General features: G+C 70.9%; 19 protein-coding genes and 1 tRNA gene. 12 read left to right on the forward strand and 8 right to left on the reverse strand.

Features of this window, described 5'->3' with window-relative positions:
- Positions 1–51: 51 nt before the first annotated feature.
- Positions 52–4,770 carry a glutamate synthase large subunit gene (gene gltB, locus D3218_RS04070; RefSeq protein ID WP_119538634.1) on the reverse strand — a complete coding sequence of 1,573 codons (4,719 nt, stop codon included), beginning with the start codon at positions 4,768–4,770 and terminating at the stop codon, positions 52–54.
- A 322-nt stretch (positions 4,771–5,092) separates the two neighbouring features.
- On the opposite strand from gltB, the gene D3218_RS04075 reads away from it, so the two are divergent.
- A complete protein-coding gene (locus D3218_RS04075) occupies positions 5,093–6,142 on the forward strand; it encodes a threonine aldolase family protein (RefSeq protein ID WP_119538635.1) in 1,050 nt (349 codons plus the stop codon).
- Between the two features lie 70 nt (positions 6,143–6,212).
- On the opposite strand, the gene D3218_RS04080 is transcribed toward D3218_RS04075, so the two are convergent.
- A complete protein-coding gene (locus D3218_RS04080; protein WP_119538636.1) occupies positions 6,213–6,677 on the reverse strand; it encodes an Hsp20 family protein in 465 nt (154 codons plus the stop codon).
- Positions 6,678–7,256: 579 nt separating this feature from the next.
- On the opposite strand from D3218_RS04080, the gene D3218_RS04085 reads away from it, so the two are divergent.
- Positions 7,257–8,330 (forward strand): alpha/beta fold hydrolase, encoded by a 1,074-nt coding sequence (locus D3218_RS04085; RefSeq protein WP_119538637.1) that lies wholly within the window; start codon positions 7,257–7,259, stop codon positions 8,328–8,330.
- On the opposite strand, the gene hisN is transcribed toward D3218_RS04085, so the two are convergent.
- Together hisN and D3218_RS04095 are read right to left on the reverse strand one after the other, a co-directional pair.
- Positions 8,320–9,102, reverse strand: coding sequence for a histidinol-phosphatase (hisN, locus tag D3218_RS04090; protein ID WP_119538638.1), 783 nt, complete (start codon positions 9,100–9,102; stop codon positions 8,320–8,322). The genes D3218_RS04085 and hisN overlap by 11 nt on opposite strands.
- Before the next feature lie 82 nt (positions 9,103–9,184).
- Complete coding sequence (locus D3218_RS04095; protein ID WP_119538639.1) at positions 9,185–10,087, reverse strand: N-formylglutamate amidohydrolase; 903 nt, start codon at positions 10,085–10,087, stop codon at positions 9,185–9,187.
- A gap of 163 nt (positions 10,088–10,250) precedes the next feature.
- Between D3218_RS04095 and cpdR the strand changes: the two genes are divergently transcribed.
- Entirely contained in the window at positions 10,251–10,616 is a 366-nt protein-coding gene (cpdR, locus tag D3218_RS04100) for a cell cycle two-component system response regulator CpdR (protein ID WP_019996719.1), read from the forward strand.
- Between the two features lie 84 nt (positions 10,617–10,700).
- Positions 10,701–10,775, forward strand: a tRNA-Val gene (locus D3218_RS04105).
- Here D3218_RS04105 and D3218_RS20235 read toward each other — a convergent pair.
- From D3218_RS20235 to hydA, 3 genes are all read right to left on the reverse strand, one after another.
- A complete protein-coding gene (locus D3218_RS20235; RefSeq protein ID WP_280959957.1) occupies positions 10,764–10,895 on the reverse strand; it encodes a hypothetical protein in 132 nt (43 codons plus the stop codon). The two genes, D3218_RS04105 and D3218_RS20235, sit on opposite strands and share 12 nt — an antisense overlap.
- Before the next feature lie 741 nt (positions 10,896–11,636).
- Positions 11,637–12,560: a nitrilase-related carbon-nitrogen hydrolase gene (locus D3218_RS04110; protein WP_119538640.1), complete on the reverse strand. Its 924-nt coding sequence runs from the start codon at positions 12,558–12,560 to the stop codon at positions 11,637–11,639.
- Positions 12,545–13,975, reverse strand: coding sequence for a dihydropyrimidinase (gene hydA / locus D3218_RS04115; protein ID WP_119538910.1), 1,431 nt, complete (start codon positions 13,973–13,975; stop codon positions 12,545–12,547). Before hydA ends, D3218_RS04110 begins: the two co-directional genes overlap by 16 nt.
- A 260-nt stretch (positions 13,976–14,235) precedes the next feature.
- Here hydA and D3218_RS04120 point away from each other — a divergent pair, with 260 nt between their 5' ends.
- A complete protein-coding gene (locus tag D3218_RS04120; protein ID WP_119538641.1) occupies positions 14,236–15,021 on the forward strand; it encodes an SDR family oxidoreductase in 786 nt (261 codons plus the stop codon).
- Positions 15,022–15,085: 64 nt separating this feature from the next.
- Positions 15,086–16,567, forward strand: a complete 1,482-nt coding sequence (locus tag D3218_RS04125; protein ID WP_119538642.1) for an N-acyl-D-amino-acid deacylase family protein — start codon at positions 15,086–15,088, stop codon at positions 16,565–16,567.
- Positions 16,568–16,604: 37 nt separating this feature from the next.
- Here the strand turns inward: D3218_RS04125 and D3218_RS04130 are convergent, their stop codons facing one another.
- Positions 16,605–17,309 carry an RraA family protein gene (locus tag D3218_RS04130; protein ID WP_119538643.1) on the reverse strand — a complete coding sequence of 235 codons (705 nt, stop codon included), beginning with the start codon at positions 17,307–17,309 and terminating at the stop codon, positions 16,605–16,607.
- A gap of 196 nt (positions 17,310–17,505) precedes the next feature.
- On the opposite strand from D3218_RS04130, the gene D3218_RS04135 reads away from it, so the two are divergent.
- From D3218_RS04135 to D3218_RS04160, 6 genes are all read left to right on the forward strand, one after another.
- Entirely contained in the window at positions 17,506–18,603 is a 1,098-nt protein-coding gene (locus D3218_RS04135) for a pyridoxal phosphate-dependent aminotransferase (protein WP_119538644.1), read from the forward strand.
- A gap of 213 nt (positions 18,604–18,816) precedes the next feature.
- Positions 18,817–19,983: an NAD(P)/FAD-dependent oxidoreductase gene (locus D3218_RS04140; RefSeq protein WP_119538645.1), complete on the forward strand. Its 1,167-nt coding sequence runs from the start codon at positions 18,817–18,819 to the stop codon at positions 19,981–19,983.
- Positions 19,984–20,331: a RidA family protein gene (locus tag D3218_RS04145; protein ID WP_119538646.1), complete on the forward strand. Its 348-nt coding sequence runs from the start codon at positions 19,984–19,986 to the stop codon at positions 20,329–20,331.
- Between the two features lie 55 nt (positions 20,332–20,386).
- Positions 20,387–22,084 (forward strand): ABC transporter substrate-binding protein, encoded by a 1,698-nt coding sequence (locus D3218_RS04150; RefSeq protein WP_119538647.1) that lies wholly within the window; start codon positions 20,387–20,389, stop codon positions 22,082–22,084.
- A 117-nt stretch (positions 22,085–22,201) separates the two neighbouring features.
- Positions 22,202–23,152, forward strand: a complete 951-nt coding sequence (locus D3218_RS04155; protein WP_119538911.1) for an ABC transporter permease — start codon at positions 22,202–22,204, stop codon at positions 23,150–23,152.
- Positions 23,149–24,177 carry an ABC transporter permease gene (locus D3218_RS04160; RefSeq protein ID WP_119538648.1) on the forward strand — a complete coding sequence of 343 codons (1,029 nt, stop codon included), beginning with the start codon at positions 23,149–23,151 and terminating at the stop codon, positions 24,175–24,177. The genes D3218_RS04155 and D3218_RS04160 overlap by 4 nt, the downstream gene beginning before the upstream one ends.
- The last annotated feature ends 2 nt before the right edge of the window (positions 24,178–24,179 follow it).

Below are 24,179 nucleotides of genomic sequence, written 5' to 3' on the forward strand. Positions count from 1 at the left end.
GCCCTTCGACGAGGGCGGCCCGATGCGACCGGGTTCCGGAAGGCGGCGGCCCTATTCGGCCGCGACGCCCATGCGCATGCGCTCCATCTCGAGCAGCGCCCGGCGGTACTCCACCGGCATGACCTTCACGAATTTCGGGCGGTAGGTCTCCCAGTGTTCCAGCATCTCCTTGGCGCGGGACGAGCCCGTGTACTTGAGATGGTTGGAGATCAGCCGGTAGAGCCGCTCGTCGTCGTGGCCGGTCATGTTGGAGGACACGTCGACGCGCCCCTTGTGCTGGAGGTCGCCGCCGTGGTGGTGCAGCTTCTCCAGGAGATCGTCCTCCTCGGGCACGGGCTCGAGCTCGACCATCGCCATGTTGCAGCGCTTGGCGAAGTTGCCTTCGGGATCGTAGACATAGGCGATGCCGCCCGACATGCCGGCCGCGAAGTTGCGGCCCGTATGCCCGAGGATCACCACCACGCCGCCGGTCATGTATTCGCAGCCGTGGTCGCCCACGCCCTCGACCACGGCGATGGCGCCCGAGTTGCGCACCGCGAAGCGCTCGCCCGCCACGCCCCGGAAGTAGCACTCGCCGGCGATGGCGCCGTAGAGCACCGTGTTGCCGACGATGATCGATTCCTCGGGCACGATGCGCGTCTCGGGACGCGGGCGCACGATCAGCTTGCCGCCCGACAGGCCCTTGCCGACATAGTCGTTGCCGTCGCCCACGAGGTCGAAGGTGACGCCCTTGGCCAGGAACGCGCCGAAGCTCTGGCCGGCGGTGCCGGACAGCTTCACCCGGATCGTGTCGTCGGCCAGGCCCTTGTGGCCGAAGCGCTTGGCGACCTCGCCCGACAGCATGGCGCCGGCCGAACGGTCGGCATTGCCGATCGGGGTCTCGATCTCGACCTGCTGGCGGGCGGTCAGCGCCGCCTCGGCCTCGGCGATCAGCCTTCGGTCGAGGACGTCCGCGATCGGATGCTCCTGGCGCTGGGTCCAGAAGGTCTCCTCCACCGGGGCCTCGGGCTTGAAGAACATCCGCGAGAAGTCGAGCCCCTGCGCCTTCCAGTGGTCGATCATCTCCCGCTTGTCGAGGCGCTCGGAGCGGCCGATCAGCTCGGCGAGCGTTCGAACGCCCATGGCCGCCATGATCTCGCGCACCTCCTCGGCCACGAAGAAGAAGAAGTTGATGACGTGCTCCGGCGTGCCCTTGAAGCGCGAGCGCAGGACCGGATCCTGCGTCGCCACGCCCACCGGGCAGGTGTTGAGGTGGCACTTGCGCATCATGATGCAGCCGGCCGCGATCAGGGGGCCGGTGGAGAAGCCGAACTCGTCGGCGCCGAGCAGCGCGCCGATCACGACGTCGCGTCCCGACCGCAGGCCGCCGTCGACCTGCAGCGCGATGCGCGAGCGAAGCCCGTTGAGCACCAGCGTCTGCTGGGTCTCGGCGAGGCCCATCTCCCAGGGGGAGCCGGCGTGCTTGATCGAGGTGAGCGGCGAGGCGCCCGTGCCCCCGTCGTAGCCCGACACGATGATGTGGTCGGCGCGCGCCTTGGCGACGCCCGCCGCCACCGTGCCGACGCCGACCTCGGAGACGAGCTTGACCGAGATGTCGGCCGCCGGGTTGACGTTCTTCAGATCGTAGATGAGCTGCGCCAGATCCTCGATCGAGTAGATGTCGTGGTGCGGCGGCGGCGAGATCAGGCCGACGCCCGGCGTCGAGTGCCGGGTCTTGGCGATGGTCGCGTCCACCTTGTGGCCGGGAAGTTGGCCGCCCTCGCCGGGCTTGGCACCCTGCGCCACCTTGATCTGGAGCATGTCGGCGTTGACGAGGTATTCCGTCGTCACGCCGAAGCGTCCCGACGCCACCTGCTTGATGGCCGAGCGCTCGGGGTTGGCCGAGCCGTCGGGCAGCTTCAGGTAGCGGTCCGGCTCCTCGCCGCCCTCGCCCGTGTTGGACTTGCCGCCGATCCGGTTCATCGCCACCGCTAGGGTGGAATGCGCCTCGCGCGAGATCGAGCCGAAGCTCATCGCGCCGGTGGAGAAGCGCCGGACGATCTCCGACGCCGGCTCCACCTCCTCGAGCGGCACGGGGGCGAGCCCCATCTCCTCGGCCATGCGCAGCTTGAACAGGCCGCGGATGGTGGAGTTGGCCACGGCCGACTCGTTCACCAGCGCCGCGTAGTCCTTGTAGGTGTCGTAGCTGTCCAGGCGCACCGCGTGCTGGAGCGTGGCCACCGCGTCGGGCGACCAGATATGCGCCTCGCCGCGCATGCGGTAGGCGTATTCGCCGCCGACCTCCAGCGAGCGCGCCAACACGGGATCGGCCGAGAAGGCCAGCGTGTGCCGCTCCACCGTCTCGCGGGCGACCTCCTCCAGCCCGACGCCCTCGATCGTGGTCGAGGTGCCGGCGAAGTATCGCTTGACGAACTCGGACCGGAGACCGATCGCGTCGAAGATCTGCGCGCCGCAATAGGACTGGTAGGTCGAGATGCCCATCTTGGACATGACCTTGAGCAGGCCCTTGCCGACCGACTTGATGAAGCGGCCGACCACCTCCTTGGCGTCGACCTCGGGCGGGAAGTCGCCGCGCGCGTGCATGCCGAGCAGCGTGTCGAAGGCGAGATAGGGGTTGATCGCCTCCGCGCCGTAGCCGGCGAGGCACGCGAAGTGGTGGACCTCGCGCGGCTCGCCCGATTCCACCACCAGGCCGGCGGCGGTGCGCAGGCCCTTGCGGATCAGGTGGTGGTGCACGGCGGCCGTGGCGAGCAGCGCGGGCAGCGGAATGCGGTCCGGCCCCATCTGGCGGTCGGAGAGGATGATGATGTTGTAGCCGCCCACCACGGCCGCCTCGGCGCGCTCGCACAGGCGGTCCACGGCGCCCGACATGCCGCTCGCGCCCTGTTCGGCGGGATAGGTCGTGTCCAGCGTCTTGGTGTCGAACCGGTCCTCGGTGTGGCCGATCGTGCGGATCTTCTCGAGATCCGCGTTGGTCAGGATCGGCTGGCGCACCTCGAGCCGCTTGCGGCGCGAGGTGCCCTCGAGATCGAGGATGTTGGGGCGCGGGCCGATGAAGGAGACGAGGCTCATCACCAGCTCCTCGCGGATCGGATCGATCGGCGGGTTGGTGACCTGCGCGAAGTTCTGCTTGAAATAGGTGTAGAGCAGCTTCGACTTCTCGCTCATGGCGGAAATCGGCGTGTCCGTGCCCATCGAGCCGATCGCCTCCTGGCCGGTCGTGGCCATGGGCGCCATCAGGATGCGCGTGTCCTCCTGCGTGTAGCCGAAGGCCTGCTGCCGGTCGAGGAGCGACACGTCGGCGCGCGAGGCGCGCGGCTGGACGGGCTTCAGGTCCTCCAGGATGAGCTGGGTGGAGCGCAGCCAGTCGCGATAGGGGTTGGCCGAGGCGATCTCGGTCTTGACCTCCTCGTCGGAGACGATGCGGCCCTTCTCGAGGTCGATCAGCAGCATGCGCCCCGGCTGGAGGCGCCACTTCCGGATGATGCGGTCCTCGGCGACCTCCAGCGTGCCCGCCTCGGAGGCGAGGATCACGAGGTCGTCGTCGGTCACCACGTAGCGAGCGGGACGCAGGCCGTTGCGGTCCAGCGTCGCGCCGATCTGGCGCCCGTCGGTGAAGCACACGGCGGCCGGCCCGTCCCAGGGCTCCATCAGGGCCGCGTGGTACTCGTAGAAGGCCTGGCGCTCCGGGCTCATCTCACGGTTGCCGGACCAGGCCTCGGGGATCAGCATCATCATCGCATGGGCGAGCGGGTAGCCCCCTTGCGTCAGGAACTCCAGCGCGTTGTCGAAGCAGGCCGTGTCGGACTGGCCCTCGTAGCTGATCGGCCAGAGCTTGGAGATGTCGTTGCCGAAGAGCTCGGAATCCACCGAGGCCTGGCGGGCCGCCATCCAGTTGACGTTGCCGCGCAGCGTGTTGATCTCGCCGTTGTGCGCCACCATGCGATAGGGGTGGGCGAGGCGCCAGGACGGGAACGTGTTGGTGGAGAAGCGCTGATGCACCAGGGCCAGCGCCGAGGTGAAGCGCGGATCCTTCAGGTCGCGGTAGTAGGCCCCCACCTGATAGCTCAGGAACATGCCTTTGTAGACGATGGTGCGCGACGACAGGGACACGACGTAGAAGTCCGTGTCCACCGAGTGGGCCTCGGCGTAGACGCGGTTCGAGACCACCTTGCGGATGATGTAGAGCTTGCGCTCGAACTCGTCGTCGGTGGCGACGCTCGCCGGCCGCCCGATGAAGACCTGCCGGTGGGCCGGCTCGGTGGCGGCGATCTCGGGCGCCTTGGACAGGGAGGCGTTGTCGACCGGCACCTCGCGCCAGCCGAGCACCGGGCAGCCTTCCTCGGCCGCCGCCTGCTCGAAGATCGCCTTGAAGTGGAGGCGGCGCGCCTCGTCGCGCGGCATGAACACGAAGCCGACGCCGTAGTGGCCGGCCGCGGGCAGCTCGACGCCCTGGGCCGCCATCTCGGCGGTGAAGAACTCGTGCGGGATCTGCACCAGCATGCCCGCGCCGTCGCCCATCAGCGGGTCGGCGCCGACCGCCCCGCGATGCTCGAGATTGTGCAGGATGGTCAGACCCTTCTCGATGATCGAGTGGGACTTCTGGTTCTTCATGTGCGCGATGAAGCCGACGCCGCAGGCGTCGCTCTCGTTCGCGGGATCGTAGAGGCCCTGGGCTTCCGGCAGGCGGCGCGGTTTGACGGCGCCCATCGCGGTGTCGACGGCCTTGGTGGCCTCACCCTCGATGATGGATGGCGTTTCGATCGTCATCGCGTGTCTCCCTTCGCTCGTCGCCCGGACCTCGGGCCACCTGGTTCTGCGGGCAGGACTTCGGCGCCCGGTCCGGCCCCTGGCCGCCGCGCGCCGCGCATGCCCACGATGGTAACGGAGCGCCACCCTCCCGGCGCGCCCCCGCGGGCACCGTCCCGGAGACGGGAACCCCAGATAGGGCAGTATTGCTGACCTATTTCGCGCTTATGCCAGACTTGGGCCTCGGCGACAAGAGCCGTTCTAACTTCGTCAAGCCGTCTATGCAAAGCCGGCGACGCCCGGCCGCTTTGACGGCCGGACGCGGGCGCGATAGTCAGCCCCCATGATCTTCGCATCCGACAACTGGTCCGGCGCCCATCCCGCCGTCACGCAATCGCTGGAGCGCCACGGCGCCGGCCATGCCGCGGCCTACGGCGCGAGCGACGTCGACCGCCTGGTGGAGGCGCGCTTCAACGAGATCTTCGAGCGCGAGGTCGCGATCTATTTCGTGGGCACGGGCACGGCGGCGAACTCGCTGTCCTTCGCCGCGGTGAACCGGCCGGGCGGCGTGGTGATGTGCCACCGCGAGGCGCATGTGGCGCAGGACGAATGCGGCGCGCCGGAATTCTTCACCCACGGCGCGCGCATGGTGCCGGTGGAAGGGGCGGCCGGTCGCATGGACCCCGGCCACCTCGTGGCCGAGCTCGCGAGATTCCGGCCGGGCTTCGTGCATGCCGGCCAGCCGATGGCCGTCTCGCTGAGCCAGGCGACCGAGGCCGGCACCCTCTATTCGGTGGCCGAGATCGCCGCGATCGGGGAGATCGCCCACGACCGGGGCCTCGCCCTCCACATGGACGGCGCGCGCTTCGCCAACGCGCTCAGCGCCACCAACGCCTCGCCCGCCGAGATGACCTGGCGCGCGGGCGTCGACATCCTGTCCTTCGGGGCCACCAAGAACGGCTGCTGGTGCGCCGAGGCGGTGGTGTTCTTCGACCCGGTCAAGGCCGAGCAGTTCCCCTATATCCGCAAGCGCGGGGCGCAGCTCTTCTCCAAGACGCGCTTCATGGCCGCCCAGTTCGACGCCTACCTCGCGGACGGCCTGTGGCTCCGGCTCGCCGCCCACGCCAACGCGGCGGCCGACGCGCTGCGCGCCGGCATCGCGCGCTCGGCCCATGCGCGGGAGGCCTGGGAGACGCGCTCCAACGAGATCTTCGCCGTGATCGAGACGGCGACCGCCGAGCGGCTGCGGGCGCAGGGGGCGACCTTCTACGACTGGAACCCGCCGCACGACATGCCGGGGCTCGTCGGCCCGGGCGAGGGCCTCTACCGCCTGGTCACGAGCTGGTCCACGGAGAGTGCCGAGGTCGAGGGCTTCGTCGCGCTGCTCGCCTGACGCCCCTCCCCCGAACGAAAACGGCGCCCCCGAGGGGCGCCGCCGTGTGGTCCGCGACCGGATCCCGTGTTCAGGCGGCGGTCGCCTCGATCGCCTTGGCCTCGTTGGCGTTGGCGGTCGCGATGGCGATGCGGCGCGGCTTCAGCGCCTCCGGGACGATGCGGGCGAGGTCGATGTGCAGGAGGCCGTTCTTGAGGCTTGCGCCCTTGACCTCGACATGCTCGGCAAGCTGGAAGCGGCGCTCGAAGGCGCGCCCCGCGATGCCGCGATACAGGAACTCCGATCCCGCCGACGCCTCGTCGGCCTTCTCGCCCTTCACGGTCAGCGCGTTCTCGCGCGACTCGATCGACAGCTCGGCGTCCGAGAAGCCCGCCACCGCCATGGTGATGCGGTAGGTCGTCTCGCCGGTGCGCTCGATATTGTAGGGCGGGTAGCTCTGGACGTTCTCGGCACCGCCGGCCGCGTCGAGCATGGAGAAGAGCCGGTCGAAACCGACGGTGGAGCGGTAGAGGGGGGCAAAGTCGAACTGACGCATGAATGTTCTCCATCGAGCAACGGTTTGCGTTGGGTGGCCCGATGGATCCGAGGCCCCGCGCGAAGGGCGGCGGCCGGTCCGTCCGGGCCAGCGATCCCGGCCGTCCGGCGATCGCAGGGTTGAGATGGGGGAGCCGAAACGGGCGTTCAAGGGACCGGCCGGCGGGGCACGCGCGAATTCTGCGAGGCGCCACGCGGCGGGCCGGGGGCACCGCGCGCCGGCTGAACGGAAGATGAACGCCGCCTTCCGCCGCGGTTCACCTCGACCCCGCTAGAACGGGGGCGTCGGATCGGTGGTCGCGCGCCGCTCCGATGCGGCGCCGCGGCGCCCGCCCGTCGGACCCCGCGCCTTGCGGCCATCCGACATCCGTTCACGCGAACGATCGGGGCGTCCCGTCCCTTCCGTCCCGGTCGCTTGGGGTCGAGAGCCTCGAAGGGGGCTCTCGACCTCGCCCGTCCGGCGTCGCCCCCGACGCCCTGCCCCCGCCTTCAACCCCCTGCCGTCCCGCCCGGCGCGATTTCCGCTTCGGCCGGAAATGCTCTAGAGCCTCGGGGGTCGTTTCGCTTCCACGGAGCCCGCGTGCCCGAGCCCCAAGACGCCTTCGTTTCGCTCGACGCCCATCCCGCGCCGTCGGGCCTGGAAACCGGCCACCACGATCTCGGCCGGGGCGTGCGCCTGCGCTACGTGATCGGGCGCGGGCCCGCCGAGATGACGAGCCGGGGCACCGTGCTGCTCCTCCAGGGGCGCAACGAGACGGTGGAGAAGTACTACGAGACCGTCGCCGACCTCAACGCGCGCGGCTTCACCGTCGCGAGCTTCGACTGGCGCGGCCAGGGCGGCTCGGGGCGCGAGACCGCGCTGGCCGGCGTCGGCCATGTCGGCGGCGTGTCGCGCTACGCGGGCGACCTCGAACGCTTCCTGCGCGAGGTGGTGATGGACCGCTGCCCACCGCCCTACGCGGTGCTGGCCCATTCCATGGGCGGGCTGGTGGCGCTGTCGGCCACCGAACGGCTGTCGCCGCTGGTGGAGCGCATGGTGCTGGTCGCCCCGCTGGTGGCCCTGCCCGGCCGGCCCGGCGCGACCCGCCTCCTGGGCGCGCTCGCCGCTCTGCTGCACGGCTGCGGGCTCGGCTTCGTGCCGCTGCGGCGCGCGCGCCGAGCGGAGCCGCCCGCGCCCCCCGCCGACAACGTGCTGACGAGCGACGCCGCGCGCTTCGCGCGCAACCGCGCGTTGCAGCGGGCGGCGCCCTGGCTCTTCGTGGAGGGCGTCTCGGCGTCCTGGCTGCGGGCGGTGCTGCGGGCGATGCGCCGGCTGGACGATTCCGCGCGCATCGCGCGGCTCGACCTTCCCACGTTGTTCCTGCTGCCCGGCGACGACCGCGTCGTCTCGACGCCCGCCGCCGAGCGCCTCGCCTGGCGCATGCGCGCCGGCCATTCGATCCGCGTGGCGGGCGCCCGCCACGAGCTCCTGCAGGAGGCGGACCGCTTCCGCGAGCCGGCGCTGGCCGCGATCGAGGCCTTCCTGGCGGAGGCGATGCCCCCGCCGCCGCCCCTGCCCGCGATCGACGAGACGCTGATCGGCGCGGCCGTGGCGGCGGCCGAGCCGCCCGCCGCCGCGCCCCCGGGGACGGGCGACGCCCCGCTCAGCCGTTGAGGATGCGCAGCGCCGCCTCGTGCAGTGCCGGCGTCGCCGCCGCCACCACGTCGCCGCCGTTCTCCGGCCGGTCGCCCGAGAAGGTGGTGACGACGCCGCCCGCGCGCTCCACGATCGGCGTCAGCGCCACGATGTCGTAGGGCTGGAGCCCCGGCTCGACGCAGATGTCGACATGGCCGGCCGCCAGCATGGCGAAGGCGTAGCAGTCGGCGCCGAAGCGGGTGAGCCGGACCTGGTCGACCAGCGACTGGAAGCGCGCCTTCAGGGGGCCGCGGAACAGCTCGGGCGCCGAGGAGAACAGCGTCGCGCCGGCCAGTTCCCCGACGTCGCGCACCTGCAGCCGCTTGCGGCCGAGCGGCCCGTCGCCGAAGGCACCCTCGCCGGTCGCCCAGAACCGCTCGCCCGTGTAGGGCTGGCTCATGATGCCGAGCTCCGCGCGCCCGCGCACCGTGAGGCCGATCAGCGTGCCCCAGACCGGCACGCCGCAGATGAAGGGGCGCGTGCCGTCCACCGGGTCGATCACCCAGAGATGGTCGCCCGAGCCCGACAGGCCGAACTCCTCGCCGAGGATCGCGTGGCTCGGATATTCCGCCTCGATCAGCGCGCGGATCGCCTTCTCGGCCTCGCGGTCGGCCTCCGTCACCGGATCGAAGGTGAAGCCCTCCTTGGGCTTGGAATCGACGCTGAGCGCGGTGCGGAAGCGTGGCAGCGTCTCGCGCGCGGCCGCGTCCGCCAGGCGGAACAGGAAGGAAGCGTCGGGAAGCGTCGTCATCGGCGGGTCTCCTGGCGGGAAGCCCGTCCTATAGGACGATCGCGCCGGGCTGGCGAGGGCTGGCGAGGGCCGGCGGGCGCGCCTATTCGGCCGCGGCGGGCCGGTGCAGCTCGGCCTCCACCTCGGCCGCGAAGCAGGACACGAATTCCCACAGGACGCGGCGGAAGTGGCCGAAGGCGGCGTGCGGCACGAAGTTGCGCTCGTCGGCGTAGAGCGCCCGGTTGATCTCGAGCTGGATGGCGTGGACGCCGGCGCGCGGCCGGCCGTAGCGCTCGGTGATGTAGCCCCCGGCGTAGGGCTTGTTGCGCGTCACGTCGAGGCCGAGCGCCGACAGGCGCTGCGTGGCCATGGCCACGTAGTGGTGCGCCGCGCTGGTTCCGAAGCGGTCGCCCACCACGATGTCGGCCTTGGGACCGCCCGGCAGGGGGCGCACGGACGAGGGCATGGAGTGGCAGTCCACCAGGATGGCCATGCCGAAGGCGCGCCGCGTGCGCTCCACCAGCCGCTCCAGCGTCTCGTGGAAGGGCATGTAGATGGTCTCGATGCGCCCCGTCGCCTCCGACACCGGCAGGCGCCCGGCATAGATCTCCTCGCGCTCGGCGACGATGCGCGGAATGGTGCCGAGCCCGCCGGCCACGCGCACGGAGGCCGAGTTCGCCCGCTCCGGCAGGGGGCCCGAGAACATGGCGGGATCGAGCTCGAAGGGCTCGCGGTTCACATCGAGGAAGGCGCGGGGAAAGCGCGCCACCAGGAGCGGCGCGCCGAGCGCGGGCACGAAGTCGAAGAGCTGGTCCACGAACAGGTCCTCGGACCTGCGGATGGCCGAGGGACCGAGGCGACTGAGGGCGAGGAAGGACGACGGGTAGGCCCGGCCGCTGTGGGGCGAGCAGAACACGAAGGGGCTCGTCTGTCGCGTCGGCTCGATGACCTCGAAGGCCGGGCACGGGCCCGCGGCGGTTTCCAGGGTCGGGGCTGCGACGTCCAAATGCACTCCCCTTCATTTCCCTTTCGCAAACCGCGTTCCATGGGACATAGGGCCGTTTCGGCCCCCGAACATTCCATTTAGCTCTTGCTTAAGCAATCTGCTAAAAGGTCGATTGCGTGCAAGGCTTCACGTCCGGCGCGGGCCGCGACAATCAGGTTACGAGATGTACAAGATCCTTCTGGCCGAAGACGACAACGACATGCGCCGCTTCCTGGCCAAGGCCCTGGAAAAGGCCGGCTACGAGGTGACCGCCTACGACAACGGCGGCAGCGCCTACGAGCGCCTGCGCGAGGAGCCGTTCTCGCTGCTGCTGACCGACATCGTCATGCCGGAGATGGACGGCATCGAGCTGGCGCGCCGCGCCACCGAGCTCGACCCCGACCTCAAGGTGATGTTCATCACCGGCTTCGCGGCCGTGGCCCTGAACCCGGACTCCAAGGCCCCCAAGGACGCCAAGATCCTGTCCAAGCCCTTCCACCTGCGCGAGCTGGTGGAGGAGGTCGGCAAGATGCTCCAGGACGCCGCCTGAATTTTTTCTGGCCCACAGGGCACGGGGCGCGCAAACGGCCTTGACCGCCCCGCGCCTCCTGTGGTGTATGCCGCTTCATCGAATGGGCGTGTAGCTCAGCGGGAGAGCACTACGTTGACATCGTAGGGGTCACAGGTTCAATCCCTGTCACGCCCACCATTCGATCCCTTCGCCTTGGACAGCTTTCGGCTCGACGGGCGTTTTCGTCAGGTCGATCGCGTCGAACGCCAGCGACCCCATCGCCTCCGGCAAAAGCACGCAGACGTCGAATGACGCCATCTCCGGTGGCGGCGATGCGCCTCGATGCGTCGGCCCTCTGGCGAACCGACGCGTTCCGCCTCGCTTTCGACGCGGGTCGCCGCCCTGCCGGCCTTGGCCGCCACCGTGCGCCGGCGGCACGACATCGACCGCTCGCCGGCGCGTGCTCCTCGCGGCAACGGCACGATGGTCGGCTCCTTCTTCGCGCCGACGCCTGGGACGCAAGACATGAACCGCTTCGGGCCGCCGGCACCGACCGGATCGACCGGCGCTCGGCATGGCGACCGAACGCCCGGTCGAGGTTCCGGCGACGGAGCGATGCGCGGAGCCGGCGCCGATCTGGCCACGCAGGCGTCAGCTCCTCGCGACCGATCGGAGCGGGTAGAGGGCGGTCGAGCGGTCGTCAGGAGTCAAAGCCCTGGGAGCCGCTTCGCCTGTCGCAGGCTTGCCGCGATCGCGGTGTTCGTCTCGGCGTCCGCCGGAACGCGTGGGGAGGGGCACTCCGGGAACCGTGGCCGGCCTCCTCCGCGACGGCTCCAAGGCTCGACCCTGCACCCGGTTTCCGCCGGGCAAGACCCGTTCGCCAGGGAATCAGGTGCCCCATCGGCGGTCCGGCCCGGCGCGCGTCTCCTGGTGGGGCGAACGCTGGACCGGCCCCTTCGGACGGCAGGGGTTGCCGCGATCGCATATGCCGCTGGAGGCGGTGCGTGATCGTCGCCCAGTTGGTGCCCGTTCCTGGGACGACACCTGCGACCGGGGTCTTCAGACCGGGCCCGCCCGTTCCGAGATCATCCGATAGGCGGCGGGGCGGCGGTAGCGATCGAAGTCGAAGTTCACGCGCCGGCAGGTATCGATCAGGTCGAGGTCGGCCCGATGCACGACCACCTCGTCGCCGACGGACATCGCCTGCGCGGCGATCTCGCCGGTCGGGGCGACGATGCACGAGCCGCCGATCAGCGCCTGCCCCTCCTCCAGCCCCGCCTTGGCGCAGCCGGCGACCCAGAGCGTGTTCTGGTAGGCCCCGGCCTGCATCGGCAGGTGGTTGTGGAACATGCGCAGATGCGCGAGGGCGGGCGCCTCGTCCAGGAGCAGCGGGGTGTTGTAGCCGATCAGCGCCACCTCGGCGCCGCCCAGCATCAGCATCCGATAGGTCTCGGGCCAGCGGCGGTCGTTGCACAAGGCGAGGCCGACGCGCGTTCCTCGGTAGTCGAAGACCGGAAAGCCGAGATCGCCCGGCTCGAAGTAGCGCCGCTCGAGATGGACCGTGGTGCCCTCTTCCGGCTCCTCCGATCCGGGCACGTGCATCTTGCGGTAGCGGCCCAGCACCTCGCCGTCGTCGCCCACCAGCGCCATCGTGTTGTAGCGCCGGCGTCGGCCGTCCCCTTGCGCGATCTCGCCGTAGCCGAGCGCGAAGCCGATGCGCAGCTTGCGCGCCGCCTCCGTCAGCGGCCGGGTGGCGGCGTTCGGGAAGGCGTCCTCGTAGAAGCCGTCGATCTCGGCCTCGTCCTCGATGAGCCAGCGCGGAAAGAAGGTGGTCAGGGCCAGTTCGGGGAACACGGCGAGCGAGGCCCCCTGCGACGCGGCCTCTTCCAAGAGATGGACGAGCCGATCCACGATCTCGCGCCGGCCGGCGCTTCGCGCGATCGGCCCCGTTTGACAGGCCGCAAGGGTCAGGTGACGCGCCATGGCTGGTGCTCCTCGAGTGGAATGGGAAACGAATCGGGCGCCGCGCGATGGCGCGCCTGGAAGCGACCGGCGGGCGCGGCGGCGACCAGTCGGCCGTCCTGCACCACCGGCTCCCCCCGCAGGAGGACCGTCACGGGGCGCCCCCTGATCCGCCGCCCCTCGAACGGGCTGAAATCGACGTTGGAATGGAGGTCTTCGTGGCGGACCGTCCAGCGCGCGGCCGGATCCCAGAGCGCGATGTCGGCGTCGAGGCCGACGGCGATCCGGCCCTTCCGGTCGTCGAGCCCGTAGAGCCGCGCGGCGGTCTCGGCCGAGAGTTCCAGATAGCGTGCCAGCGACAAGCGCCCGGCTAGGAGCCCTTCCGAGAACAGGAGCGGCAGGCGCGTCTCCAGGCCCGGCACCCCGCTCACGGCGTCGGCGAAGCTCGCGTCCGCCGTTCGGGGCAGCTTGTCGGCCAGGCGGTAGGGCGAGTGGTCGGAGGACCACAGCGCGATGCGCCCCTCCGCCAGCGCATGCCACAGAAACGCGTTGTCGTCCGCCCCGCGGGGCGGCGGCGAGAACAGGAAGCGGGCCGCCTCGCGCTCCGGCCCGTCGAACACCGAGGCGTCGAGGAGCACGTATTGCGGGCAGGTCTCCGCCACCACCGCGACCCCGCGCTCCCGGGCGCGCTCGACCTCCTCCGCCGATTGCCGCCCGGATACGTGGAGGATCGCCGCGCGCGCGCCCGCGATCTCGGCAAGGGTCGCGACGCGGTGCGTCGCCTCGCGTTCGGCCGGCATGGCGCCGGCGACGAGATGGAAGCGGAGCGACCGACGGCCGGCCGCGAGAAGCCGGCCGCGCGTGCGCCGGATCGCCGCGTCGTTCTCGGCATGCACCAGAACGGTGGACCGGCTGGCGCGGGCGGCGTCCATGAGGCCGAGCACCAGGTCGTCGCCCGCCGCGAAGCCCTCGTAGGTGAGGAAGACCTTGACGCTCGGAACGCCCCGCGCGGCCAGCGTCTCGACCTGCCGGTCGACATTCCCGCCGGTGCCGGGCGTGACCACGCCGTGGAAGCCGTAGTCCACGAAGGAGCGGCCGGCCGAGCGTGCCATCGCCCGCTCCAGGCCCTCCACCGCGCTCGTGCCGGGCGCCGGCATGGCGAAGGGGACGAGGCACGTCGTCCCGCCGAAGGCGGCCGAGATCGAGCCGGACCCGAAGTCGTCCGCCGTGTCGGCGCCGCCCCAGGAGGGCTGGTCGAGATGGCAGTGGGCGTCGATGCCGCCCGGCAGCACCCAGAGCCCGGCGGCGTCGATGCTGCGCCGCCCCTCGAGGCCCTTGCCGAGGGCGGCGATCCGGCCGCCCTCGATGCCGATGTCGGCCTCCAGCCAGCCCTCGCATCGGGCCACCCGCCCATTCCTGATGACAAGCTCGTGCACGCGCAAGCCCCGATCGAGGGTCCGGGCACCAAGCGCCCCGTTCCTGCTTATTTCGATATTTTCGATTTTACAACCGTTTCAAATCGGCATATCGAATACCGGAAATCTGGTTCGACCCGCGGACGCCGCGGCGAAGCGGGCCGAAGCTCGCCCTCGCCCCGCGGGGCGCGTCGCGACGGCCCGGACTGGAACCACAGGCGGCGCGACCGGCCGCCGGACGGCGGATCGGGCGCCACCACGACAGGCAGCGAGGGTTGAGAATGGATCTGGGTCTCGACGGCAGGACGGCATTGGTGCTCGGCGGCGGCGGCGGCCTCGGCCGGGCGATCGCAAGGACGCTGGCGCGCGAGGGCGCCCGGGTCGCGGTCGCGGACATCGATGCCGGGGCGGCGGACGCGGCCGCGGCCGAGATCGCCGCCGCCGGCGGCAGGGCGCTCGCGCTCCAGTGGGATCTCGCCGCGCTCGACATCGTGGACCAGCGCGTGTCGCAGGTCGAGGCCGAGCTCGGATCGGTGGACATCCTGGTGAACATCACGGGGGGCCCGCCCCCGACCCCGGTGGCCGGGCAGCCCACCGAGACCTGGGAGAAGCACTTCCGCAGCATGGTGGCGTCCGTGGTCGCGGTGAGCGACCGCGTCCTGCCCGCCATGCGCCGCAACGGCTGGGGGCGTGTCATCACCTCGACGTCCTCGGGCGTCGTGGCGCCGATCCCCAATCTCGGCCTGTCCAACGCGCTTCGCATGTCGCTGGTCGGCTGGTCCAAGACGCTGGCGCGCGAGGTCGGGCGCGACGGCGTGACCGCCAACGTCGTGGTGCCCGGACGGATCGCCACCGGGCGCATCACCTTCCTGGACGAGCAGAAGGCCAAGCGCGACGGGCGCACGGTGGAGGAGGTCGCGGCGGCGAGCGCGGCCGACATCGGCGTCGGGCGCTACGGCGATCCGCAGGAATACGCCGACGTGGTCGCCTTCCTGGCGAGCCGCAACGCCTCCTACGTCACCGGCGGCATGATCCGCGTGGACGGCGGCCTGATCGCCAGCGTCTAGGCACGCCGCCTCGCGCGGCCCGCGAGCGATCGATCCGAGCCCGGAGAGGCGGAAGGAGACTGCGATGCGTCACGACGTGGTTCTGCGAGGGGGCTCCGTGATCGACGGGAGCGGCGCACCGGCCTTCCGGGCCGACGTCGCCATCCGCGACGGCCGCATCGCGGCGATCGGCCGGGTGGAGGATGCCGACGCCGGCGAGGTCGTGGACGCGACCGGCCACGTCGTCGCCCCCGGCTTCATCGACGTGCACACCCACGACGACAGCGCCCTGCTCAGCCCGACGGGCATGGTTGCCAAGACCAGCCAGGGCGTGACGACGGTGATCGTCGGCAATTGCGGCATCAGCGTCGCGCCGCTCGAGCTGGACGAGACGCCGCCCGCCCCGCTGACCCTGGTCGGCGGCCGGGAGAACTTCCGCTTCGCGACCTTCGCGGACTATCTCGGCGCGCTGGAGGCCGAGGGCATCATGACCAACGCAGCGGCGCTGGTGGGGCACACCACGCTGCGCCGGCGGTGCATGCCGACGCTGGAGCGCGCCGCGAACGCGCAGGAAACTGCCGAGATGGCGCGCGAGGTGGCGATCGCGGTGGAGGCGGGCGCCATCGGCGTGTCGACGGGCCTCGACTACATCGCGGCCCTGCCCTCCTCCACGGAGGAGGTGAAGGCGCTCTCGCGCGCGGCGGCCGAGCTCGGCGGCCTCTACGTCACCCATACGCGAAACTACTTCGAGCACCTGGAGGAGGCGATCGAGGAGGCGATCGAGATCGCCTCCGACACGGCGGCCAAGCTCGTGATCTCGCACCACCAGGCGACCGGACGCGACAATTTCGGCAAGGCGGCGCCCACGCTGTCGCGCATCGACGAGGCGCGCCGCAATATGGAGATCGGGGTCGACTGCTACCCCTACGCCGCCTCCTCCACGGTGCTGAAGACGCAACGCTGCGACAAGGGCGTGCCGATCCTGATCACCTGGTCGGACCCGCATCCCGAGCTCGCCAACCACTACCTCGCCGACATCGCGCGCGACTGGGCCTGCACCGAGGCGGAGGCGGCCGAGCGACTGCTGCCCGCGGGAGCGGTCTACTTCCAGCTCGACGAGGCCGACGTGCGCACCGTCTTGTCGCATCCCAGGACCATGATCGGATCGGACGGGCTGCCGCACGACGACCACCCCCATCCCCGCCTCTGGGGCACCTTTCCGCGCGTCCTTGGCCATTACGCGCGCGACCTGAAGCTGTTCTCGCTGGAGCGGGCGGTGCACCAGATGACCGGCCTGCCGGCCGGCGAGTTCGGCCTGCGCGAGCGCGGGCTGCTCCGGGCTGGCTTCCATGCCGACATCGTGGTGTTCGACCCGGAGACGGTGATCGACCGCGCCACCTACGAGAAGCCGGCGCAGCCCTCGCAGGGCATCGAGCGGGTGCTGGTCAACGGCCGGACCGTCTGGGCCGGGGGCGCCGCCACCGGGCTGCGGCCCGGTCGGGTGCTTCGGCGGGCGAGGGACGTCTCGGTGCACCTCGCCGGCGCGCGGCGCGGCTGCGCCTGCTGAGGGCGCCGGCGGCTCTGCCGCCGGGCCCCGTGCGCGCCTAACGCGGCACGGTCTCGACCCGGAAGCGCCGCCGGGTCTCGTCGGTCGCGGGGTAGAAGCCCGGAAGCGCCTGGCCGGCCAGCACCTTGTCCCGGATCCAGGCGTCCAGCGCCTCGTCCTCGGGGCCCTTTGCGGCGATCTCCTCCAGATGGGCGGCCGGCACCACCACCACGCCGTCGTCGTCGGCCACGAGATAGTCGCCCGGAAACACCGCCACGCCGCCGCAGCCGACCGGCGTCTGCCACTCCACGAAGGTCATGGTGGTGCTGGACGGGGGCGCCGCGCGGCCCCGGCACCAGGCGGCGAGGCCGATCTCGGCGATGACGCTGCCGTCGCGCAGGGCCCCGTCGGTGACCAGCGCCTCGACGCCGCGCGCCTTCATGCGCGAGGCGAACACGTCGCCGACGATCCCCGCCTCGGCCTCGCGCATCGCGTCCACCACCACCATGGCGCCCGCCGGCATCGCCTCGATCGCGGCACGCGGCGACACCGCGTCGGTCCAGCGCTCCGGCGTGGACAGGTCCTCGCGCGCCGGGATGAAGCGCATGGTGAAGGCGGGCCCGGCACGCCGTCCCTGCCCCGCCGCCAGGGGCATCGCGCCGCGTAGCCAGACGTTGCGCAGGCCGTGCTTGAACAGCATCGTGGTGATCGTGGCGGTGGACACCCGGCAAAGGGCCTCGGCCAAACTCGTGGTCTCGGTCATCGGCATTCTCCCGAAAGCGCGCCCGCTCCCGCGCGTCGCGATCTCGTCAGCAAGGGGAAACCGCGGCACGGAAGCACAACGGCGCGCGCGTGCCTACTCCCCTCCGCAGCTAAAATGTATTTTCTTGACTCAAAAAGACATCGTGGGCAGTCTGGCTCTCGTGCCTCGCCGATCTCCCGTTTGACGGACCACGCCCTTGCTCCTCGACACCGTCTCGCCCATGCCCCATCTGGCGCGGGTTCCGCCCTATGCCGCCGCCGAGAAGCCTGCGGGCGACGGGGGCCGGCCGGTCATCCTGTCCCAGAACGAGCTGGCCACCGCGCCCAGCCCACGGGCGGTGGAGGCGGCCGCGGCGACCCTGGCCGGCTCGAATCGCTATCCCGACAGCGACTGCGAGGCGCTCTGCGCGGCGATCGCGGCGCGGCACGGGCTCCGGGCGGACCGCGTCCTGTGCACGCCGGGATCCATGACGCTCCTGGGAACGCTGGTGCGCAGCTATGCGGGGGCAGGCGACGAGGTCGTGATCACCCGGCACGGCTACGGCTACTTCCGCACCGTGATCCAGCTCGCCGGCGCGACGCCCGTGGTGGCGCCCGAGACGGAACTCCACGCCGACGTCGACGCGATTCTCGCCCGCGTCACGGAGCGCACGCGCATCGTCCTCCTGGCGAACCCCAACAATCCGACCGGGACGATGATCCCCTGGAGCGAGGTGCTGCGCCTCCATGCGGGTCTGCGCGAGGACATCCTCCTGGTGCTCGACGCCGCCTATGCCGAGTTCGTCGCCCGGCCGGACTTTCGCGCCGGATCGGACCTCGTGGACGCGAGCCGCAACACGGTGATGATCCGCACCTTCTCGAAGATCTACGGCCTGGCCGGCATGCGCGTCGGCTGGGGCTACTTCCCGGCCGCGATCGCCGATCTCCTGCGGCGCGTGACGCCTCCGTCCAGCGTGTCCTCGCAGGCGCAGGCCGCCGCGATCGCCGCGCTGGCGGACCGCGACCACACGCGCGCGACCTTCGAGGCGGTCTCGCGCGAGCGGCAGCGCCTCGCGGCGGCGCTGGGCGTCCTCGGCCTCGCGGGGCCGCCGAGCGAGGCGAACTTCGTGCTGGCGGATTTCGGCTCGCCCGAGCGGGCGAAGCGCGCGCACGCCTTCCTCACGCGGCGCGGCATCCACCTTCGCCCGGTCGCCTCCGCCGACCTGCCGCAGCACCTGCGGATCACGATCGGCACGGCGGCCGAGCACGAGGAGGTTCTCGGCGCGCTGCGCGCCTTCCTCGACCGCCCAGCGTGACGCCCCGTGCCTGCCCACGATCCGGGCAGGCTGCCTGCCGATTCAACGTTCATTTTCCCGAACGGATCGAAATATGAGCAGTCTTCGGATTGAACATTTTTGGGAATTTTATACAACGGAGGGGCGCCTGGCGGTTCCAAGCCGGCGGTCGGCGGCCCGGTGGGGCGGCGGCCCCGCACCCCTGGAACCCGTTCCGGCGAACGAGGACATCCGATGAGCGAACGCCCCACGGAAACCGACGTGATCGTGATCGGCGGCGGCATCGCCGGGGCGGGCTGCGCCTTCGCGCTGTCGGCCGAGCGGCGGGTCGTGCTCCTGGAGCGCGAGACGCAGCACGGCTACCACGCCACCGGCCGCTCCGCTGCGAGCTTCACCGAGAACTACGGCACCACGGTGATCCGCAAGCTGGCCATCGCCAGCCGCGGCTTCCTGGAGAACCCGCCGGCGGGCTTCACCGAGGTGCCGCTGATCGCCCCCTGCGGCATGATCACCATCGCCCGCGCCGACCAGCGCGAGCGCCTGGAAGAGGAGTTCGAGCGCGGACGGCGGCTCGTGGCGTCGCTGCGACGGCTGACGCCGGCGCAAGCGGTGGCCGCCTGCGGCGTGCTGCGCCCGGACTACGTGGACGGCGCCTTCCTCGAGCCCGACTCGCGCGAGCTCGACGTGAACGCCCTGCACACCGGCTTCCTGCGCGCGGCCAAGGCGCGCGGCGCCGACCTGCGCACCGGCCACGAGATCGCCGGCCTGCGACGGGAGGGCGACCGCTGGCTGGCGGAGACGCCCCGGGGCCTCTTCTGCGCACCGGTCGTGGTGAACGCGGCCGGCGCCTGGGGCGACGTCGTCGCCCGCATGGCGGGCGTCGCGCCGATCGGGCTCGAGCCCCGCCGGCGCACCGCCTTCAACATCGCCGCGCCCGCCGGGATCGACATGTCCGGATGGCCGCTGATCAACGACGTGGACGAGGACTTCTACTTCAAGCGCGACGCCGGGCAGATCTTCGTGTCACCGGCGGACGCGACGCCTTCGGAACCCTGCGACGCCTGGGCCGAGGACCTCGACATCGCGATCGGCGTGGAGCGCCTCCAAGAGGCCACCACGATCGAGGTGACCCGCATCCTGCACAGTTGGGCCGGACTTCGCACCTTCGCGCCGGACGGCTCGCCCGCGGTCGGCTTCGACCCCGACGCGCCCGGCTTCTTCTGGCTGGCGGGCCAGGGCGGATACGGCATCAAGACCGCCGTCGCCCTGTCGGAGGCCAGCGCCGGCCTGATCCTGCGGGACCGCCTGCCCGAGAGCCTGGAGCGGCTCGGTCTCGACCGGGCGGACCTCGCCCCCGCGCGCTTTCGCACGGGCGCCCAAACCACCATGGAGACAGTCTGAATGACCATCCAGCGCCACGCCGTCGGCGAACGCTTCTGCCGCGCCCTGACCCACAACGGGACCGTCTACCTGGCCGGCATGACCGCCGACGACCTCGCCGCGGGCACCACGGGCCAGACGGAGCAGATCCTCGCCAAGATCGACCATTTCCTGGCCGAGGCCGGGTCCGACAAGCGGAAGATCCTCAGCGCCACGATCTGGCTGCGCGACATCGCCGACTTCGACCTGATGAACGTCGCCTGGGACGCCTGGGTCGACCGGCAGGCGATGCCGGTGCGCGCCACGGTCGAGGCGCGCCTCGCCGGCGACGCCTACCGCGTCGAGATCATGGTGACGGCGGCGGCCTAGCCGCCGCCGCGCCGACGACACCGCAAGGCATTCCAACCCAAAAGGAGACACCGGCATGTTCGGGACCGAAAACGGCAATACCGTCAATCTGCGTCGGCAGCTCGCCGACAAGGCGATCTCCCGGCGGGAGTTCGTCCGCCTCGCGGCCCTGCTCGGCGCCTCCGCCACCGCGGCCTACGCCTTCGCCGGCCTTCCGGCCTATGCCCAGGAGGCGGAGAACCTGCCGTTTCCCCCGCGCGATCCCAAGGCGCAGGCGGGCGGGATCCTGCGCTTCGGCCAGAAGGTCGCCAAGATGGACGACCCCCACGTCTACTCGTGGAACGAGATGTCCAACCAGTCGCGCCCGGTGATCGAGTACCTGACGCTGGTGGGCCCCGACAACGTGACGCGCGGCATGCTGGTGGAGAGCTGGCAGCCCTCCGAGGACCTGAAGACCTGGACGCTCAACGTGCGCAAGGGCGTGAAGTGGCACAACGGCGACGACTTCACCGCCGAGCACGTCGCCTGGAACATCCGCCGCTGGACCGATTCCGACACGGGCTCGGCCATCCTCGGCCTGTCGACCTTCAGCGCGCTGGCGCAGGAGACCGGGGGAACCGACGCCAAGGGCAAGCCGGCCCGCAAGGCGCCGGAGGGCGCCATCGAGGTGGTGGACACGCACACGCTGCGCCTCCACCTGTCCAAGCCCGTCCTGTCCCTGCCCGAGGACTGCGGCGACTATCCCTGCCTGGTGATCCATCCGAGCTTCCAGGCGCCGTTCTCCGACAACCCGATCGGCACCGGCCCCTACACGGTCAAGGAGCTCAAGGTCGGCGAGCGCTGCGTGCTCACCCGCATCCACAAGACCACCACGGGCGAGGACTTCACCTACTGGGGCGGCGACGTCTACCTCGATGAGATCCACTTCCTCGACTACGACCAGGAGTCCCAGACGCTCGCCCTCGCCTCGGGCAGCGTGGATGCGATCTACGAGCTGACCTCCGACCAGCTCGAGCTCGCCAAGGGCATCGAGGGCGCGCAGATCGGCGTGACCAGCTCCGCCGGCACCCTGTGCATGCGCATGCAGGTCGACCAGAAGCCGTTCGACGACATCCGCGTCCGCCAGGCCATCTGCAAGGCGGCCGACAACGGGCAGACCACGACGCTCCTGTTCCCCGAAGGCGGCAAGCTCGGGGCGAACTTCCACGTGGCGCCGATCCATCCCGAGTTCTTCGAGCTCCCGCCGCAGCGGCGCGACGTCGAGGGCGCGCGCGCCCTTCTGGCCGAGGCCGGCTACCCGGACGGCCTGGACCTGTCGATCGACGTCGGCAACACGGACGGCCCCTGGCAGCAGGCGACCTGCGAGGCGCTGCGCAACCAGCTCGCGGACGCCGGCATCCGCGTCGCGGTCAACGTGATGCCCTCCACCAAGTTCTGGGAAGTGTGGATGGACACGCCCTTCGGGGCCACCTCCTGGGGCCACCGGCCGCTCGGCACCATGGTGCTGTCGCAGGCCTATCGCACGGGCGCCCCCTGGAACGAGACGCACTACTCGAACCCCGAGTTCGACGCGGCGCTGGACGCGGCCGAGGCGACCATCGACGTCGCTGAGAGGCGCCGCCTGATGGAGAAGGTCGAGACCATCCTGCGCGACGACGCGCTGATGGTGCAGCCGTTCTGGCGGCCGATCTACATCCTGGCCTCCGCCACCGTGCACGGCTACCAGCCGCATCCGGCGCGCCAGTCGCAGCTCACCCGGGTCTGGATGGGCTGAAGGCCGGTTCGGGTCCGGGCGGCGGGGCCGCCGCCCGGACCCACGGTCGGAGCCGGCCGCCGCGCGGGAGCGCGGGTGGCCGATCCCGGTTTCCAGGGCGCAGCCGGCGAGGCGGAAATGATCAAGATGATATCCGCCCGGCTCGGGCAGATGCTGCTGACCATGGCGGTGGTCACCTTCGTGCTGTTCGCGATCTTCGACAGCGACCAGTTCCGGCGGCAGGTCGCCACGGCCGAGCTCGGCGGCTTCGGCATGGCCACCCTGTCCGAGGACGGCTACCAGAAGTGGCTGGAGAGCAAGGGCCTGACCCAGCCCTTCTTCGTCCGCTACGTCGACTGGATCGGGCATGTCGCCACCGGCGACCTGGGGCGCTCCATGCAGAAGAACGTCGCGGTGTCGACGCTCCTGGGCGAGCGGCTGCGGGCGACCGGGACCCTCGCCTTCTTCGTGTTCCTGTTCATGATCCCGATCTCGCTCACCCTGGGGGCGCTGGCGGGCATGCGCGAAGGTTCGCTGCTGGACCGCGTCATCTCCCAGTTCTGCGTGCTCACGACCTCGATCCCCCAGGTCGCCACGGCGGTGGTGCTCACCGTGGTGCTCGGCCTCGGTCTCGGATGGGTCCCCACCAAGGCCTCCATGGCCGGCGGCTTCAACCCGGTCGACCTGGTGCTGCCCGTCCTCACGCTGCTCCTCTACGACATCGGCTACGTGGCGCGCATGACGCGCGCCTCCATGGCCGAGGTGATGACCTCCCACTACATCCGCACGGCGCTGCTCAAGGGCATTCCCTATTCCAGGGTCATCATCGACCACGCGCTGCGCAACGCGCTGATCGTCCCGTTCACGCTGATCTTCCTCCAGCTCAACTGGCTGCTGTCGCAGGTCGTGGTGGTGGAGGTGTTCTTCCAGTACAACGGGTTCGGCCGCATGCTCTACGACGCGGCGATGTACGGCGACGTCGAGGTGATCCAGGCGGCCACGCTGGTCGCGGTCGCCGTGGCGGTGATCTCGCAGCTCCTGTCCGACATCGGCTACATCCTGCTCAATCCCCGAGTGCGGCTGAAATGACGCTTCCCCTCTCCCAAGACAGGGTCCGCCGGCGCCCCCTCGTCCGGCCGCTCGGCTTCACCGGCACGGTGGTCGCGCTGATCGCGCTGATCTACCTGCCGCTGAGCCTCTACGTGATCGGCGCGGGCGCGCTCGGGTCGTGGCGTCCGATCGTCCTCTTCCCCGCGCTTCCCGCCACGCTGACGCTCTACGTGCTGGCGGTGCGCCGCTGGCGCGAATCGACGCTCGCGGTGGTGGGGCTGACGCTCGTGTTCTTCTGGGTCGCGGTGGCGGTTGCCGCCCCCTATCTGCCGCTGCTCGACCCGAACCGGCCGGTGACCCCGTTCCTGACCCCGCTCAGCGAGCGCTCCGGCGTGACGTTCTGGCTCGGAACCGACATGCGCGGGCGCGACATGCTCTCGCGCACCTTCTGGGGCGGCCAGCGCGTCCTGGTCTGGGGGCTCACGGCCACCGCCGTCGCCTACGTGGTGGGCGCCTTCCTGGGCCTCGTGGCGGGCTATCTCGGCGGCTGGTGGGACACGCTGGTCTCGTTCGTCTGCAACGTCCTCATCTCCTTCCCGGTGATGGTGCTGCTGATCCTGATCCTCAACGTCATGGGGCAGAGCGGCGTCAACGTCATCATCGCCGTCACCCTCGCCTCGGCGCCGGCGATCATGCGCATCGTGCGGGGCCTGACGCTCGACGCCAAGACGCGCGACTACATCTTCGCGGCCCAGACGCGCGGCGAGAGCGCGCTCCGGATCATGCTGGTGGAGATCCTGCCCAACGTGCGCGGTCCGCTGATCGTCGATGCCTGCCTGCGGCTCGGCTACACCACGGTGGCGATCACAACGCTGACCTTCCTCGGCCTCGGACTGCAGCCGCCCGACCCGGACTGGGGCCTGATGATCAAGGAGGCGGCGGTCGCCGCGCTCCTGTGGAAGTTCGCCTACATGATGGTGATCCCGGCCGTCGCCGTGTCCAGCCTCATCCTCGGCTTCAACCTCCTGGCCGACGGGTTGCGCGAAATCAGCCTGAAGGATTGACG

This window comes from Aureimonas flava (assembly GCF_003583935.1).
GTDB lineage: Bacteria > Pseudomonadota > Alphaproteobacteria > Rhizobiales > Rhizobiaceae > Aureimonas > Aureimonas flava.